The organism is Paenibacillus sp. FSL H8-0317, from assembly GCF_045040685.1.
In the GTDB taxonomy this organism is placed as follows: domain Bacteria; phylum Bacillota; class Bacilli; order Paenibacillales; family Paenibacillaceae; genus Paenibacillus.
This window is the reverse complement of record NZ_CP150294.1, coordinates 1,264,540-1,280,107: the sequence shown is the minus strand read 5'-3', so window position 1 is coordinate 1,280,107 and position 15,568 is coordinate 1,264,540. Positions and strand designations below refer to the sequence as shown.

General features: G+C 44.6%; 13 protein-coding genes. 4 read left to right on the top strand and 9 right to left on the bottom strand.

The features are described 5' to 3' along the window. The first annotated feature begins 20 nt into the window (after positions 1 to 20). Positions 21 to 293 (top strand): HU family DNA-binding protein, encoded by a 273-nt coding sequence (locus MHB43_RS05775; RefSeq protein WP_036606368.1) that lies wholly within the window; start codon positions 21 to 23, stop codon positions 291 to 293. Between the two features lie 339 nt (positions 294 to 632). On the opposite strand, the gene MHB43_RS05770 is transcribed toward MHB43_RS05775, so the two are convergent. From MHB43_RS05770 to MHB43_RS05760, 3 genes are all read right to left on the bottom strand, one after another. Next, positions 633 to 1,277 (bottom strand): Vat family streptogramin A O-acetyltransferase, encoded by a 645-nt coding sequence (locus MHB43_RS05770; RefSeq protein WP_221818959.1) that lies wholly within the window; start codon positions 1,275 to 1,277, stop codon positions 633 to 635. A 35-nt stretch (positions 1,278 to 1,312) separates the two neighbouring features. Next, complete coding sequence (locus MHB43_RS05765; RefSeq protein WP_405131530.1) at positions 1,313 to 3,001, bottom strand: methyl-accepting chemotaxis protein; 1,689 nt, start codon at positions 2,999 to 3,001, stop codon at positions 1,313 to 1,315. 371 nt (positions 3,002 to 3,372) lie between these two features. Further along, positions 3,373 to 5,331, bottom strand: coding sequence for a CotH kinase family protein (locus tag MHB43_RS05760; RefSeq protein WP_405131529.1), 1,959 nt, complete (start codon positions 5,329 to 5,331; stop codon positions 3,373 to 3,375). 458 nt (positions 5,332 to 5,789) lie between these two features. Here MHB43_RS05760 and MHB43_RS05755 point away from each other — a divergent pair, with 458 nt between their 5' ends. After that, the gene (locus MHB43_RS05755; RefSeq protein WP_101314730.1) at positions 5,790 to 7,526 is read left to right on the top strand and encodes a methyl-accepting chemotaxis protein; all 1,737 of its coding nucleotides are present in this window, start codon (positions 5,790 to 5,792) and stop codon (positions 7,524 to 7,526) included. 177 nt (positions 7,527 to 7,703) lie between these two features. Here the strand turns inward: MHB43_RS05755 and MHB43_RS05750 are convergent, their stop codons facing one another. The 3 genes from MHB43_RS05750 to MHB43_RS05740 form a co-directional block, all read right to left on the bottom strand. After that, positions 7,704 to 8,480, bottom strand: coding sequence for a hypothetical protein (locus MHB43_RS05750; RefSeq protein WP_405131528.1), 777 nt, complete (start codon positions 8,478 to 8,480; stop codon positions 7,704 to 7,706). A gap of 395 nt (positions 8,481 to 8,875) precedes the next feature. Beyond that, the gene (locus MHB43_RS05745) at positions 8,876 to 9,274 is read right to left on the bottom strand and encodes a PIN domain-containing protein (protein ID WP_221818954.1); all 399 of its coding nucleotides are present in this window, start codon (positions 9,272 to 9,274) and stop codon (positions 8,876 to 8,878) included. A gap of 2 nt (positions 9,275 to 9,276) precedes the next feature. Further along, complete coding sequence (locus tag MHB43_RS05740; protein WP_100528578.1) at positions 9,277 to 9,537, bottom strand: AbrB/MazE/SpoVT family DNA-binding domain-containing protein; 261 nt, start codon at positions 9,535 to 9,537, stop codon at positions 9,277 to 9,279. 650 nt (positions 9,538 to 10,187) lie between these two features. On the opposite strand from MHB43_RS05740, the gene MHB43_RS05735 reads away from it, so the two are divergent. Both MHB43_RS05735 and MHB43_RS05730 read left to right on the top strand, forming a co-directional pair. Beyond that, positions 10,188 to 10,766: a TetR/AcrR family transcriptional regulator gene (locus tag MHB43_RS05735; protein ID WP_062837398.1), complete on the top strand. Its 579-nt coding sequence runs from the start codon at positions 10,188 to 10,190 to the stop codon at positions 10,764 to 10,766. 76 nt (positions 10,767 to 10,842) lie between these two features. Beyond that, the gene (locus MHB43_RS05730; protein WP_405132395.1) at positions 10,843 to 13,029 is read left to right on the top strand and encodes a YhgE/Pip family protein; all 2,187 of its coding nucleotides are present in this window, start codon (positions 10,843 to 10,845) and stop codon (positions 13,027 to 13,029) included. Between the two features lie 124 nt (positions 13,030 to 13,153). On the opposite strand, the gene MHB43_RS05725 is transcribed toward MHB43_RS05730, so the two are convergent. From MHB43_RS05725 to MHB43_RS05715, 3 genes are all read right to left on the bottom strand, one after another. Beyond that, complete coding sequence (locus MHB43_RS05725; protein WP_221818952.1) at positions 13,154 to 13,495, bottom strand: DUF4190 domain-containing protein; 342 nt, start codon at positions 13,493 to 13,495, stop codon at positions 13,154 to 13,156. A 566-nt stretch (positions 13,496 to 14,061) separates the two neighbouring features. Next, complete coding sequence (locus MHB43_RS05720) at positions 14,062 to 14,817, bottom strand: amino acid ABC transporter ATP-binding protein (protein WP_221818951.1); 756 nt, start codon at positions 14,815 to 14,817, stop codon at positions 14,062 to 14,064. Positions 14,818 to 14,850: 33 nt separating this feature from the next. Continuing rightward, entirely contained in the window at positions 14,851 to 15,510 is a 660-nt protein-coding gene (locus MHB43_RS05715) for an amino acid ABC transporter permease (protein ID WP_221818950.1), read from the bottom strand. Positions 15,511 to 15,568 lie beyond the last annotated feature (58 nt).

Below are 15,568 nucleotides of genomic sequence, written 5' to 3'. Positions count from 1 at the left end.
AATGAAAGCGAGGTATTCCCATGGATAAAGAACAATTGATCACAGAAGTAGCTAAGGCTGGCGGTTTCTCCAAGAAGAATGCTGAAAAAGCTGTAACCGTTGTACTGGACTCGATTCTCGAAGCTCTCAAAGAAGGTAAAGAAGTTCAACTGGTTGGATTCGGGAAATTTGAAGTGCAGAAGCGTGAGGCAAGAACAGGAAGAAGCCGGAAAACAGGCAAGGAAATTCAACTACCTGCAGGTAAAGTTCCTGTATTCACAGCAGGTTTAAGCATGAAAGAAGCTTTAAATTAAACCACGTAACAAACGTAACAACCCATTGAAAAGAGGTTTTTATTCAAACACACAATGATAATATGGATTTAAATGTCGTGTTTACTACCGTTGATGATATCATTAACTTTTATTCAGGCAAACAGACAAACTCGGATCATACAGAAGCTCATACTCATTTAAAGCCCCCATCAGTACAGTCTGATTGCAACCTACGACCACCCACCCGCTAAATTAACATTTCATCTTGGACAACAAGAGGCCCTGATCCGCTCAAAACGGTCCAGGGTCTGATTTGCTTGGAAGCCGGCTCCGTCAGGAACCAGCTATTTTGTCTTTTATGCACAATGTACAACCATCCTATTTGCTGTTCAGTAGTTCGCGCAAGATCTGGAGATCATATGTAGAGACAAGACGTTCCAAATGCGTATCCAGCCATTCCTCATCCTGATCCCACCACTTCAATTCCAGCAGCAGTCCAATCGTCTCTTCGTCAAAACGCTTTTTAATAGTCTTGGCTGGATTACCACCAACAATCGTATAGGGTTCAATGTCCTTAACAACGGTTGAATTGGAGGCAACGATTGCCCCGTCTCCAATCGTGATACCAGGCATGATCGTTACATTTTGTCCAAGCCATACATCGTTCCCCAGTACCGTGTCACCCTTATATGGAAGTTGTTCCAGTGTAGGTGTCACACGCTCCCATCCTCCACCAAAAATGTTGAACGGATAAGTGGTCATACCCTCCATCCGATGATTCGCGCCATTCATAATGAATGTCACACCTTCCGCAATTGCACAGAAATTCCCAATGACCAGGCGATCACCAATAAAGTCATAATGATGCTGTATCCGGTCATAGAATTGCTCTGGCGGATTCGTGTTATCGCTATAATAGGTATAATCACCGATGTCCACGTTGGAACGCGGCGGCAGGTTTTGAATGTAACACACCGTACGGATATTCTCGTTTGGGAAAAGTTTTGTTTTATCAGGGGCCATATTGTAGTCCCTCCTTTTCCCTATTGTAACAGATATTAAATCTTAAACGGACTAAGTGAGGTCTGGAGCTCTGTCGACACATCAGACAAAATAGCCGCAGATGCCTTGATCTGTTCTACCGACTTGAGCTGTTCATGAACAGATCTTGCAGCCTGTTGTGAATTGGTACTGGCCGTCTGCGCATGGCGAGCGATCTCATGCACAGAAGCCACGATCTGTTCCACGCCTGCGGACATCTCTTCACTCGTCGCAGCCATGTCCTCAATCTCTGTAGCAATACGCAGGTTTGTATCCCGGATCAGGCTGAAGTTTTGCTCCGTTTCCCGGGTCAAGCGCAGTCCTTCCTGTACTTCGTCCTTCACTCTCGACATGGCCGATAGCGATTGCTGCATATCTTGTTCCATGGCTTCGACCAGTTCTTCAATACGATCTGAAGAGTCTCCAGCTTGTTCAGCCAGTTTACGAACCTCGGTAGATACGACGGCAAATCCTCTGCCATGCTCCCCTGCTCTTGCCGCTTCAATGGATGCATTGAGGGCGAGTAGATTCGTTTGATTTGCAATCTCATGAATAGCGGAAACCATCTGGCTAATCTGTGCCGACTTCCCTTCCAGCATACGAATGACTTCATCCGTTGTGGTAACGGAAGATTCAATTGTAGACATCTGCTGAACGGTAAGTTGCACCGCTTCACCTCCGGTTTCTGCCTGTTTGCGTGAATACAAGGCAGAGTCCGAGATACTGGAGGCCTTGTCCGCCATACGTTGTACACCTATAGCCACTTCTTCCATGGCCTGCAGATTTTCTTCTGTACTGATCGTCTGACTATCGGCTCCGTGCGCCACTTGTTCAACGGAGGATGCAATCTGCGCCGATTCTTTGGCCGTTTGATCCGCAATCTTGAGTAGCAGTCCAGTCGAATGCTCTGCTTTCTCCGCAGCTTGAAGTCCGCCTTGAATGATGACCTGGAGATTACTTCTCATCTCATTGTATCCCGTACCCAGCATGCCAATCTCGTCTTGGATGTTGTCCACAACTGGCTGTGTGAAATCGCCCGTCCCCGCACGTTTAATCGCCACAGATACCCGCTCGATTCTTACTCTCACCCTGCGAACGTACAGCAGGATCAGGGTAATTGCGACCAACATTGCAAGCAGGAATACGATCAGGAATGTCTTGAGGAACGAGGAGATAATCACATCAATTAACGATTGAGAAGCACCCACATAGAAAATTCCAATAATGTCTCCGGATGCGTTCTTGATTGGTTCATAGGCCGTCTGATATTTCTGACCCACAACCACGGCTTCACCGAAGTATTTTTCCCCTTGCTGCAAAACGGTCTGGGCGACCTCGTCCGATACCTTCGTACCGACAGCACGCTTTCCGTCCACCATGACATTTGTTGCAACACGTTCGTCACCTCGGAAGATCGTCACCGTGTCCCCAGACGCTTGTCCAATCTCATCCACCAATTCAAAGTTGCCTTCCAGCGCGGCATCTCCCTTGAATAATTGTCCATCCTTAATGGCCCAATCTCCTGGATGCTTATATGTAATGATACTATTCGCCATCTCCAAATCTCGCTTTGCCTTCTCTGTAGCAAATGTCGTAATCCCCTGTCTCATCTCCAGGATTACACTTACCGCCACGGCTGAAGAGAAGGTGATAAATATACTGATAACGATCAAACTGATTTTGGTACCGATGCTCATGCTTCGCATGTGTGTGAGCCACCCTTTTCCCTATGTAGTTGTGGGGATATTCAAGCCAATTTCGAATCCGTTTCGAATATCACTATAGTCTTATCGGTAGGAGTGATCACAATATTTATAATATTTCAGTGACTTTTATCACAAAAACAACTTGTTGAAACCTAATATTTTACGAATTATCCGTAATCATGTAAGAATGTTCTTTAAGTGAAGCCAATCAAACACATGCCAAAAGTAAGGCCAGACATGAACGAGGCCGGATTTTGCTGGATGTTCGCTCCGTCTAACCTGACAAAGCAGAGCAAAAAGGGATTCGATCTGACCATCGAATCCCTTTTCTTATTCTCCATACAACAACGTTGCTCTTGAGAAGATATCTCTTATTTGGATGTAAGGCTTACTTGTGCAGCGGTTTGATCCCAGTCCACGGTAAGTCCCAGTCCTTCTGAGATGAAGCGTACAGGCACGAGTGTGCGACTGTTTTGAATGATCGCTGGTGCATCAATTTCGAGTGTCTCTCCATTTACGGTTGCGGTGCTGCTTCCGACCTTGAGCACAAAGGTCTGATCATTCAGAACCGCCGTTACCGTCTTAGCCGTTTTGTCCCAAGTCACTTCTGCACCCATTGCTTCGAGGATTGCGTTCACAGGTACCATTACTCGTCCATTTTGCTGCAGCGGGTCCTGATCCGGGAATGTGATCGATTTACCATCGAGTGTTACGGTAATAGTTTTGTCGGTTGTTCCGGATGAAGTATTCGAACCTGTCTCTTCCGAATTCTCAGGCAAAGGCGTTACTTCACGTCCGAGTTGCTCTTGCAGATTCGCAAGACGGTTCAGTGCAAATGTCGTCAGTGATCCGGCTGCCATGGAGCCCATGCCTCCGCCCCCGCCGCCAAAGTTACCACCAGGGCGTGTCTGCGTATTTCCTGTATTCGTTGTTGGATCTGTTGCTTCATCCGGAGGTGTCATTCCTTCGAAACCTTCAGGCGGCGTCATACCTTCCATGCCTTCAGGTGGGGTCATTCCCTCAAATCCTTCTGGTGGTGTACCGCCCATACCACCTGCCGCATCTGCATTGGCAGAATAAGCGATGTTGGATTCAAACTGTTCTGTCGTATAAAATTTCGTTGGATCTGCTTCTACATAAGGACGAATCTCATCGGCAAGGCCAGTAATACGATCTTGAATGCCTTCCATGTAGTCCGTCAGTTCGTTGACGTAACTCAAATATTTTTCCTTATACTCCGGCACAGCAAGCAGGTTATTGATCATCGGTACATTTTCCATGCTGATGCCCAATACAGGCTCGTCTACAGATACGTTCGTAGCATTGGTGTTAGTCGTGGTTGATCCGGTTGTTGTGCCACGTCCGCCTCCGCCCGAGTACCCGTTGAAGGACATGTTGAAGTCCCAAGGAACAACCGTGAACTTGCCAGCGGCATCACTGTAGAGCATGTAGTTGTGTCCTTTGTCGCCGTTATAGCTGTCATAGTTGCCAAAAACCATGTTGCCTGCAATATATTGAAGCGCCGAATCTACGTCCAGTACACTTTCAATATCACCCTTTTCTCCTTCTGGCATCTCATTTAGTGTTTGGATGAAGGTTTTGAGTTTGGTTTTGTCCTTATCCGTACCCAAGTCTTTGGTGATTGTACTGTAGTCACTGCCCTCTTCGTATTGAAGATAACTCTTCTCATCCGTATCATAGAGGTCACCTTCTTCGTAATTCTCACCGTAGTTGCGCTCCAGATAGCTATCATCCACTGCTTCAACGCCAGTATAGAAACCAACCAGCTCGCCGTTAACGTACAGATTAACATAGTTCGTCATTGGGACATCCATGCCAATACTCCGCAGTGCTTCATAGTGTAGAACTTCACGCATATACGACGGATCGGCGTAGTTATTGTTCAGCACCATTTTGTCCAGTCCAAGCAGGCTTTGTGTTTTATCGTATTTATCAAACTTCAGTCTGAAGCTGTAACGGTCCGAATCTTCCATTGAGGCTACAGCTTTCAGGGTCAGATTGCCCTTGGTGGAAAAACCGACGTTGTCCAGCTTGTTGCCGTCCACTTCCACACTCACATTCTTATAATCCTTATCCAGCGGACTTTCGAGCATGCTCTTCCAGTCTGCATCATCAATCGTTACATTCACATCTATGACGTTATCCGTCTGGAACAATGATTCATAAGCTTGCGTCACGCCTGCACTCGTGGTTGTCGCTGTACTTTCTGAAGCATATGCCGCATTCGGACTTCCGATCAGCCCAAAAGATGTCGTTACCATCGTCACGGACAATGCCGTTACTGTAACTTTTCGTAATAAAATATTCAAAATGATGAATCCTCCTTCTTGGTTTCTATTAAGCTACTGAGGCTTATGTAATCATGGTAGGGGACTAACCTTTAGTGAATCTTAAACGCGATTAAAAATGATATGTATCACTATGAAATTTTCATGGACATACAAGAAATATAATGAAAAAAAGCGCAATTATAACCTTGGAACCGGTTCATAAGTCCTATTTTATTGCAATTATCTAACATTAATATGCCTTTATAACGATATATCTGAAGAGTAGAACTTACCTGGAGTTCATATACGTGAATAGCAAAACTCTTTACAAAAAGCTTTTAGAAACAAAAGAGAATTTGAGCAGACAAGATATTTAGGGACCACATTGCATTTTTTTAAGTCAACAATTACATAGCGTGTAAACCCCCAGGATAAGTCCTTCGTCACAATCGTAGAAGGAGTGAACCATCTTGTTTAATAAGCTTCGCTGGAGTACCATGCCTTTCTTCATCAAAAATTTGGTGATTTCATTCGGCAGCATCATGTTGATCGGTGTAATCCTGATTACTGCCGCGTATCAATTGCAAAAAAATATCTTGGTTGAACAGTTGCACGACCAGGCTACCGTCATCACCCAGAAATGGTATGACGATCTCGACACTGCCAAAGTGGCAGAAGCGGCTAAGGAAAAAAGCTACTCCGGTCCTGTACAGCTGGAAATGAAAGCTTATCTCGATTCCATCCATGAATTCTATCCAAACATCGCGCAAGCGTACATTTTTGGTTCAGAACTTGAGGAAGGAAACGGAACGTCCATCATCGCGATTCCAACCAACCTGTTGGAACCATTCGAGGAGGGTAATCTGCCTGCAGGTGCCATGTACCCGCTGCCTCAGAATAACGTCGTAGTGCTGGAACAGATGAAAAAGGACGGAAAGCCTGCCTTCAGTGATTTCTACACGGATGAGTACGGAACTTGGACCACTCTGATCTATCCGATTAATAACGCAGATGGCTCCATGTACGCTGCTCTTTACTTCGATGTAGATGCAAGTGCCGTTCCAAAAGGCCTTAACAAACTGCTTACGTACGGTTTGATGTTCCTGATCGGTTTCTTGATCCTGTTCATGGTGTTGCAATTCATTTTGCTGAAAAGAACGTTGCTTCCGATCCGCAATCTGATGAAAGGTATCGAAGAAGTCAGCACGGGTAATCTGGACGTAACCATCGATACCGGGCGAGATGATCTGGGTATCATCAACGAGAAGTTTAATGCGATGATCCATCGATTCAATACAACCATCTATAAAGTACAGAATACTTCGCATCACCTCTCGGAATCTTCCAAACAACTACTGGGCATTTCCGAGAAAAATAATGTGAACATTCAATCCATTAGCACCAATATTCGGGAAATATCTACTGGACTGGTGTCACAAGACAAAGCCACTGTGGAGAACGCACGTGCCATGACTGAGATGTCAACGGTAGTGCAGACGATCGCCAGCAGCTCAGCCGATGTGGCAGATGAAGCACTCAGCATGGAGCAGCGCTCCAGCACAGGTAATGTGGTGATGCAACAAGTCATTGAGCAGATGCGCCTGATCTCCGGTGCGGTGCAAAATACGTCAAACTCGATTCAGTCTTTGGAAAATAACTCGAACCAGATTAGCAACATTGTTAACGTAATCACGGAGATTGCCGGACAAACCAACTTGCTTGCACTTAACGCTTCAATCGAGGCAGCCCGTGCAGGTGAAGAAGGAAGAGGTTTTGCGGTGGTTGCAGGTGAGGTACGTAACCTGGCAGAGCAATCGCAGGAATCAGCGAAGCAAATTCGACAGTTAATTGAAGAAATTCAACGGGATATCATGCAGTCTTCCGAAGCGATGCAGTTGGGTTCCAAGGAAGTTACCAAAGGCTTGGAAGTTACCCAAGAGACTGGTGTATTCTTCGAGAATATTCTGACTGCTACGAATAAAGTTGCAAACCAGATTCAGGATATCTCCAGTTCTACTGAAGAGATCTCGGCAAGCACACAAGAAATGTCTGCTACGGCCGATGAACTGTCTGCCAATGTCAGCAAGGCAGCAAGCAGCAGTAAACAAATTGAGCAGTCAATTGATGAGCAGGAAGCCTCCATGGCAGCCATTGTGAGTGCCTCCGATGAGCTCTCGGTTGTATCCGAACAACTGCAAGAACTGATCTCATTCTTTAAAGTACGTGCAGAATAGAATTAATAGGATATAGAGAACAAGAATACGACACAGTAAAAACCAAGGCTCATGAGTGACTACACTCAAAGCCTTGGTTTTTTTGTTGTTACCAACTTAGGTGGGTAGGTTCTATACCTTCCCGGTATCATTTAACAGACAGTGGTGTCATCAACTGATTGTTGAACCTCCAATCCACTATAATCCTGCAGCTGCTTTAATTTCTTTTCTCTGAGAAACGATTAATGATTGTATCTTTTCTGTTCCAAATGTACCTGCTGAGAAAGCATTCGCTTTCGGATAATAAACCATTCGAAAAGATGTTCCATCTTGAAGGTGCACACGTAAAAAAATCACTGTCTCATGCTTGGATTTCTTATACACCTCATCAAAGCCAACATATCGCAACAGCAAAAGCTCGTTCATGAATTCGGATGCGGCTTCCTGGGGAAAGTCACCGATTGGGCTGCCATCGTTCCCGCTTTCAAGGCTGACTTTTTCCACTTTGTCTTCAATGTCCATCAGGTCTCCCATTGTCTTAGCATTGGGATTTTCTTTTGCTTCGTAAATCTTTTTATTCGCTACTACGCGATAATGCGACTTATAACCTTTTAGTTCATATATAACAGTTCCAATTGGAAGATATGCCGCATCACCATTCTCGGTCACGTGATCCGCACACGCATGCTCGTTCAGCATGAAGCTCACTTCCCCTACCCTATCCCCAATTTGCTCTGCGGGTACCTCTTTGGTCCCCTCGTTGTTTTGAAAATATGTAATATTATTGAGCATTAGAAAATCAATCCATTCAAGGGTTCCCGGGCATCGCTTCGTTGATTCCTTTGAAACTTCTTCCGTATCCGTTTCCTGGGGTTTGGATGTTATTTCACCCTTATTCGATGTTCCACAGCCAACAATAATGACTAGAACAAAAAGTATACTCAAGCGCTGGCTCCAATATTTAAATGGTTTCATGTTCAATCACCTCAACTTATTAGACGGATTTAACTAAGACTTAGTTACGAGCTTTTTACGATCAGCTATTCAACTCAATAAACGCCTAAGAACAGGGAACAGTTATTGGGCCAATGTGCTCCTCCTTGGTGCACTTCATGCAAGCTGCATCTCTGTATCATTCAAAAAACAGGTACTCGTAGTTCTATCCGTCGTTATACAAAAAAACACAGACAGTACAACTATCTGTGTTTTTTTTACAGGTATGGGAGCTCAGTTAGATACAAAATCCATTCTCGTCCTCTTACCAAAATTTCAATCACGCACTCCATACAGAGTACGATTTAGAATACTTGTACCAGCATTATTTACTGTAATGTTACTGCTACCGCTGGTTTCAATTACCTAAACAACATTTAAAGTTGATTTGGCTTGTAATACTCGCATCCCAGCTTCTTAAAATCACTGTCCCATGTTACTACTGGCATGTTAATTGTTTTTGATTTTGCGCTAAGATAACAGTCCACAATGTCAACGTTACCCTTTTCAACAAACAGCCTTAACGCATCTTTCATGTAATCTTCCTCAAAGATAATGTTATCAATTTGCGATAGACTAAACAGGGCATTTCCTACATCAACATTAGAATGCTTGTAATGTGATCTCAGTACCCAACATGTTTCAATAATTACTGGTGATGAAACAATTATCTGAAAATCTCCGCTATCTAGCATTTCAGAAACTTTTTCAAACTGCTCCTTATCGTCTTGAGTGAACAACCGTACTAGTATGTTTGTATCAGCCAAAAAATCCATTGCTATTCCCCTTTTTTGTAACTGTTCCCCACCCAGTCAATCGCTGACTTCCTAGCTTCCTGAAGATCATGTTCTTGCCCTGTCTTTAAGATTCCTACAAGATCAGTTAACTTTTTCTGTTTCCTAACTTCTAATTTTGCTTCGCCATTTTGGATAATTACAATAATTTTGTCGCCTGTAGCTATACCTAGTTGTTTCCTTACCTCAACTGGAATTGTAACTTGTCCTTTCGAAGTTACCTTACCTGATTCATACATACTCATACACTACTACCTCCTACTCTATTACCTATATTACAATGTACTACTTTAATGTTCAAGTATTACTTTTTACATCAAGTAATATACATTCCAAGTATAGTCATTTGGAATTGAATTTCTAATGCTGAGTAATTTCAGCGTCAATATGTAAGCCCAAAGCTGTTTTACATGTTCATGTGTATTATAAACTTCAACTTCCCAGTCATAAGTAGGTATTTGCCGTTCCAATGTACTTCTTTAATGTGAGTTATTTCCCATTAACATGGTCATTAAGGACAATATTTCAATCCACGCACTCCATACGGAGTGCGACAGCGAAAAAGTACGTATTTTAACGATTTGAGCCATCCAAAACACGTTTTTTCACTATTATTCTATGACTTTCCATATCATTATTCAATCACATTATGCCTACGTGTTGCCTTAAGGTAACAATTTTGCCCATTTCGACAAATTCTGAGGTGCGAATCCCCCAGGGTTTTCATGTGAGCATCACATTCGCACCTGTCCCATCCGTTTATGACAATGATCATATCTAGCTCCCCTGTTCAAGTGCTACAGTTGTTAACGACCAACTGACCATAATAGTAAAATGGTCAATATAGGACTTACCTTACCATTATCCTTTCAACCTACAAGGAGGTGTATATGCGATGAAAACGATAGATCGAAGGCAACAGGTGATGGATTCTGCCGAGAAATCCTTTGCCCTGTTTGGCTACAAAGCCACAACGATGGAGCAGGTTGCGAGACTTGCCAATGTGGGCAAGGGAACGATCTATACTTTTTTCGAAAATAAAGAAGAACTGTTCAGCGAGATTCTGCGCTCGATCATTGCGGATATGAGACAGATTACAGAGCAGACGGTGAAAGAAGAGAATTCCTTTCTAGATAACGTGCATATGAGTATGGATTCTTTGCTGGAGTATCGTGAGGAACATGAGCTGTTGATCAAGCTCTTTCAGGAGGTTAACGAGTTCGGTACACCACAGGCCAAAGAAGGTCTGCAAAAAGTGGAGACAGCCATTCTCGAATATCTGGAGCGTCAGGTGAGCCGTGCCATGGAGTTAGAGCAGATTCGCAGGGACGATCCCAAGCTGGTTTCTTTTGTCCTGCTGAAGCTGTATGTCACCTTAACCTCAGATTGGAACAAAGCGCATCCAACGTTGCACAAAGATCAGATCAAGGATTTTGTGGGCCTCTTTCTCAAGAATGGCTTATCCCCCACCTAGAGAAAGGCATGCACTAGATTCAACACATAATAGAGATAGAACAAACGGATTAGCGTAAGGATAGGGAGAGAACATGATGAAATCATTCCACGTATTTGGGCAGGATCTGAAGTCCGCCTTTAAGAAACCAAAAGTATTTATTCCAATTCTCGTTGTACTGTTCATTCCGGTGCTGTATAGCGGCCTGTTCCTGAACGCATTCTGGGACCCCTATGGCAAAATGAATGAATTACCTGTAGCCGTGGTCAACACAGATCAGGGTGCAGTCTACAATGACAAATCCCTCGAGGTCGGTCAGAATCTGGTCGATGAATTGAAAAAAAGTGATGATTTCGACTGGCAATTCGTGACTAGTGAACAAGCAGAACAAGGTATGCAAGACAACACGTATTATATGACGATTGTGATTCCAGAGGACTTTTCCACCAAAGCAACAACCCTGATGGATGAGCACCCCGAGCCGGCCGACCTGATCTACGAACCCAATGAAGGATACAACTTCCTCGCGGGTCAGATTGGCGGCACGGCGGTCAAACAAATTCGCTCCAAAGTCGCTGCCAAAATCACAGAATCGTATACCGAAACGTTACTGGATCAGGTGGAGAAGATCTCTAGCGGTTTATCGGATGCCGGAGATGGTGCTAGCAAGATCAACGAGGGCGCAGCCAAGCTGGATAATGGTGCCTCTACTTTGAAAAAGAACCTGTCCAAACTGGCGGATGGAACCGACAAATTGGAAACAGGTATGGCACCATTAAAAGAGGGAACAGCTACCTTGGCACAAGGAATCGGTACGCTTCATGCAGGAGCCAGCTCCCTGTCGGATGGATTGTCCCAATTGGCGGCAGCAGGCACGAAACTGGGTAACGGTGCATTGCAGGCTGAAACTGGCGGCAAACAGTTACAGGCAGGTATTCAGTCCGCTCAAGAAGGCGCGGCTAAGTTGGATGCTGGACTGGAAGCTTCCGAACAAGGAAGTGCGAAGCTGGTAGCCGGATTGCAAACCTCAGTGGAAGGCAGCAGCAAAGTAAGTGAAGGTGCCAAGGCCGTTGCACAAGGGCTTGCCCAATTAGCCGAAGCAAGTCCCGATCTTGCCGCTAACCCGGCTGTTCAGCAATTACTGGCAGCAAGTCAGGCCGTTGCCGCTGGCAGCGAACAGGTCTATCAAGGTGGACAGCAATTAGTGGAAGGCAGCAAAAGCCTTCAGGCTGCGCAACAGCAACTGCATCAAGGCAGCAGTCAGCTAGTGCAGGGTGAACAGCAACTTTTACAAGGAGCAACACAATTATCAACCGGACATACGCAGCTTGCAACGGGCCTTCAACAATTTAACACCAAGTTGACCGAAGCAGCAGCCGGAGGAGCCAAACTTGCAGAAGGTTCGAGTCAGTTAAATACAGGTGCAGGCCAATTGGTTACGGGTATAAACCAGCTTTCAGACGGAATCACCACCATTACCGAAGGTTCCCGCAAGCTGGATGATGGTGCGGGAACATTAAAAGAAGGCACTACCAAATTAACCGACGGCTCTAGCGAACTTTCCACCAAGTTAAATGAAGCGGCAGCTGAAACGAGCAGTGTGAAAAAGACGGATGAACTTGTTGAAATGTATGCACAGCCCGTTCAGGTGGATGAGCATAAACATAACGAAGTGCCCAATTATGGTACTGGATTCTCGCCATACTTCCTGTCATTGGGACTTTTTGTCGGCGCATTAATTGCAACGCTAGTTGTACCCACACGCGGCAGTACGGTTACCGATGCGAGTAGCTGGAATCGTTTTGTGAGCAGAACCCTTGCTTTCACGATCATGAGTGCTGTCCAGTCCCTTCTCGCTTCCTGGCTCGTATTGTCCGTATTGGGTCTGGAGGTTCATAGCGTTCCGTTGTTCCTCTTATTCAGCTTTGTCACCAGTTTGAGCTTTATGTACATCATTCAGGCGTTGGTGACTTGGCTGGAGAACCCGGGTCGTTTCCTCGCGATTCTGATGCTGATCTTCCAGCTTACTACCAGCGCGGGCACCTTCCCGCTCGAACTAATTCCAAATTGGCTGAAAGTGTTTAGTCCGTGGCTGCCTATGACCTATTCGGTAACAGGTTATAAAGCAGTTATCTCAAGTGGACAGTTCGGTGTAACCTGGGATCAGATTGGTATTCTGTGCATCTTCGTCGTGATTGGCCTGGGAGGAACCTTAACGTATTTCCTGATGCATCGCACGTCGGAGAACGAAAACGTCAGCAGTGAAGTCGCACTTCACCTGTAAAAAGTAAAATAAAAAGCAAAGGTGTATACCTAAGCTCCATCCTCTTCTACAGGAGATGTGAGCTAAGGTACGCCTTTGCTTTTTTTAGTTTTAGATACAATCTAAGTTTGCTAACTTCATATTTCTAGTATGTAGAGTAAATTTCAGAACTTGAGATAGCGAAACTAAACAATAGCACGAGCAAAATAAGTAATACATACATCGCTGTACCGATGATTCCACAAACAAGTCCAGCAATGGCCAATCCTCTGCCTTGCTCCATGCGAACTCTGATCTCTTTGAAGGCTAAAGATGCAAATATAATTGCGACGATTCCGATTAAAATTCCCACGTAAGGAATCGTGACGGACAGAATCCCCAAAACTAGTGATACAATCGACTTACTATTGGTCTTTGGTACTACATAAGGCGGTGGTGGCAATGTGTCGTTATAATAACGATCTACATCATTTTCGCGATGTTCCAAGGTAAATCCTCCCTGTTTATTAAGTATGTTCATTATAATCGATTATTAGGAAAAACAATATCCACATTCTGTTAATTATGAATTGATATTAGATTTATTTTATTCCCATCATCCCCGGATATATACCTACATCCACAAGCTTATAAATTGTACTTCAAGGATATGAATTTAAGAACCGTTTATCCGTGTGATGATACAAATCAAGAATACCTCTAACATATAGATATTATTATGGTAGTACTTTTCTGGATTACATTGGGGGATTAACTCAGATGAAAATCGATAAAGTCATGAATATACTTATGATTTTGATGCTTGTACTTATTGCTTTTTATCAAAATAATGTAACTGTATTATGTTTTAGTATTGTTTTGTTTGGAATCATGAGTTACACCACTTATCGAATTCGAACACGTTGGAATATAGTAACTTATATCGTGTTGACCCTGGTATTGATGATCTGGAACATATACCTGTGGGCATAAGCCATTATTTCAAAAAAAGAACGCAATCCCTTATTAATCAACGGATTGCGTTCTTTCACATCATATAATTTGAGGTTTCTTCTACCTCTCCACTTCCACCCGCTGTAAAAACGTCCGGGTACGTGCGAGCTTCGGATTGCCGAAGAGCTGTTCTGGTGGACCTGCTTCTGCGATTTCCCCGTTATCCATGAAGAATACGCGATCCGCAACGTCACGGGCGAAGCCCATTTCATGCGTGACAATCATCATCGTCATGTTTTCCTGTGCAAGTTGTTTGATTACGCGTAACACTTCGCCGGTCAGCTCTGGATCAAGTGCCGACGTCGGCTCATCGAACAGGAGGATGTCCGGTTGCATCATCAGTGCCCGAGCAATGGCAACACGCTGTTTCTGTCCACCGGACAGATTGGCTGGATAGACATCAGCCTTGTCCGACAGCCCTACTTTGCCGAGTAATTCCAGACTGCGGTACCGAATGACGCTTGAGCTTTCTTTTTTCAAAGTTTTCGGTGCGAGTTCCAGATTATCTTGTACAGTCAGATGCGGGAACAAGTTGAAATGCTGGAATACCATACCCATACGATCCGTCATCTTGCGAATATCTGCGGCACCCGCGTAACGGCCCTTATCAACCAACGTCTGATCCTGAATGCGAATCGTTCCACCCGAAATATCCTCCAGATGAATCAGACTGCGCAGCATCGTACTTTTCCCCGAACCAGAAGGCCCGATCACGGCAATTACTTCGCCTGGTTCCACGTTGAAGGATACCTGTTTCAGCACATCAAGTGTGCCGAATGATTTTCTCAACTGATTTACTTCTATTATATGTGTCATATGCAGACAGTCCTTTGATTGATCAGATTTAATTTATTCAAATGAAAACCGCTTCTCAAGTGCCTTGAACAGCACGGTGAGTACAAGTGTCATGAGCAGATACATAACCGCCGCCACGAAGAAAGGTAACAGCTTTATGTCGCGATTTACCGCCGCTTGGGCGTAATACAACAGCTCAGGCACAGCCACGGCATAGAGCAGTGCCGTATCCTTGATGAGCGTAATGGACTCATTGGCCGTTGCAGGCAATACTACACGAATCATCTGAGGAATAATGACTTTGGTCATCGTCTGCCACTTCGTTAATCCAAGGACCTTGGCTGCTTCATGTTGCCCCTTATCAATGGAAAGCAGTCCGCCCCTGAAGATTTCAGCGAAGTACGCCGCATAGTTCAGGATGAACGCAATCCCCGCTGCAACAAAACGATCAAACACCAGATACTCTCCAATCACCGGAAGCAACGGTAAACCGAAGCAGAAGAATAGAATTTGGAGCAGTAGCGGTGTTCCTCGCATCACGTATACATACGTATGGGCAATCCACGCCAGCAGTTTAATCTGGCTTCTCATCGCAAGCGTGACCGCAAATCCAAGCGGTACAGATAACACGATCGCTAGCAAGAACATGAAAATGGTGGTCTGCGCACCCTCTAGCATCGGTTTTAAAATGGTCGATAAATAATCCCAACTCATTGTTTCGTCTCCTCTAATCTGTTAACCCCGCATTCCTCTGGGGCATAAATCGCTCCAG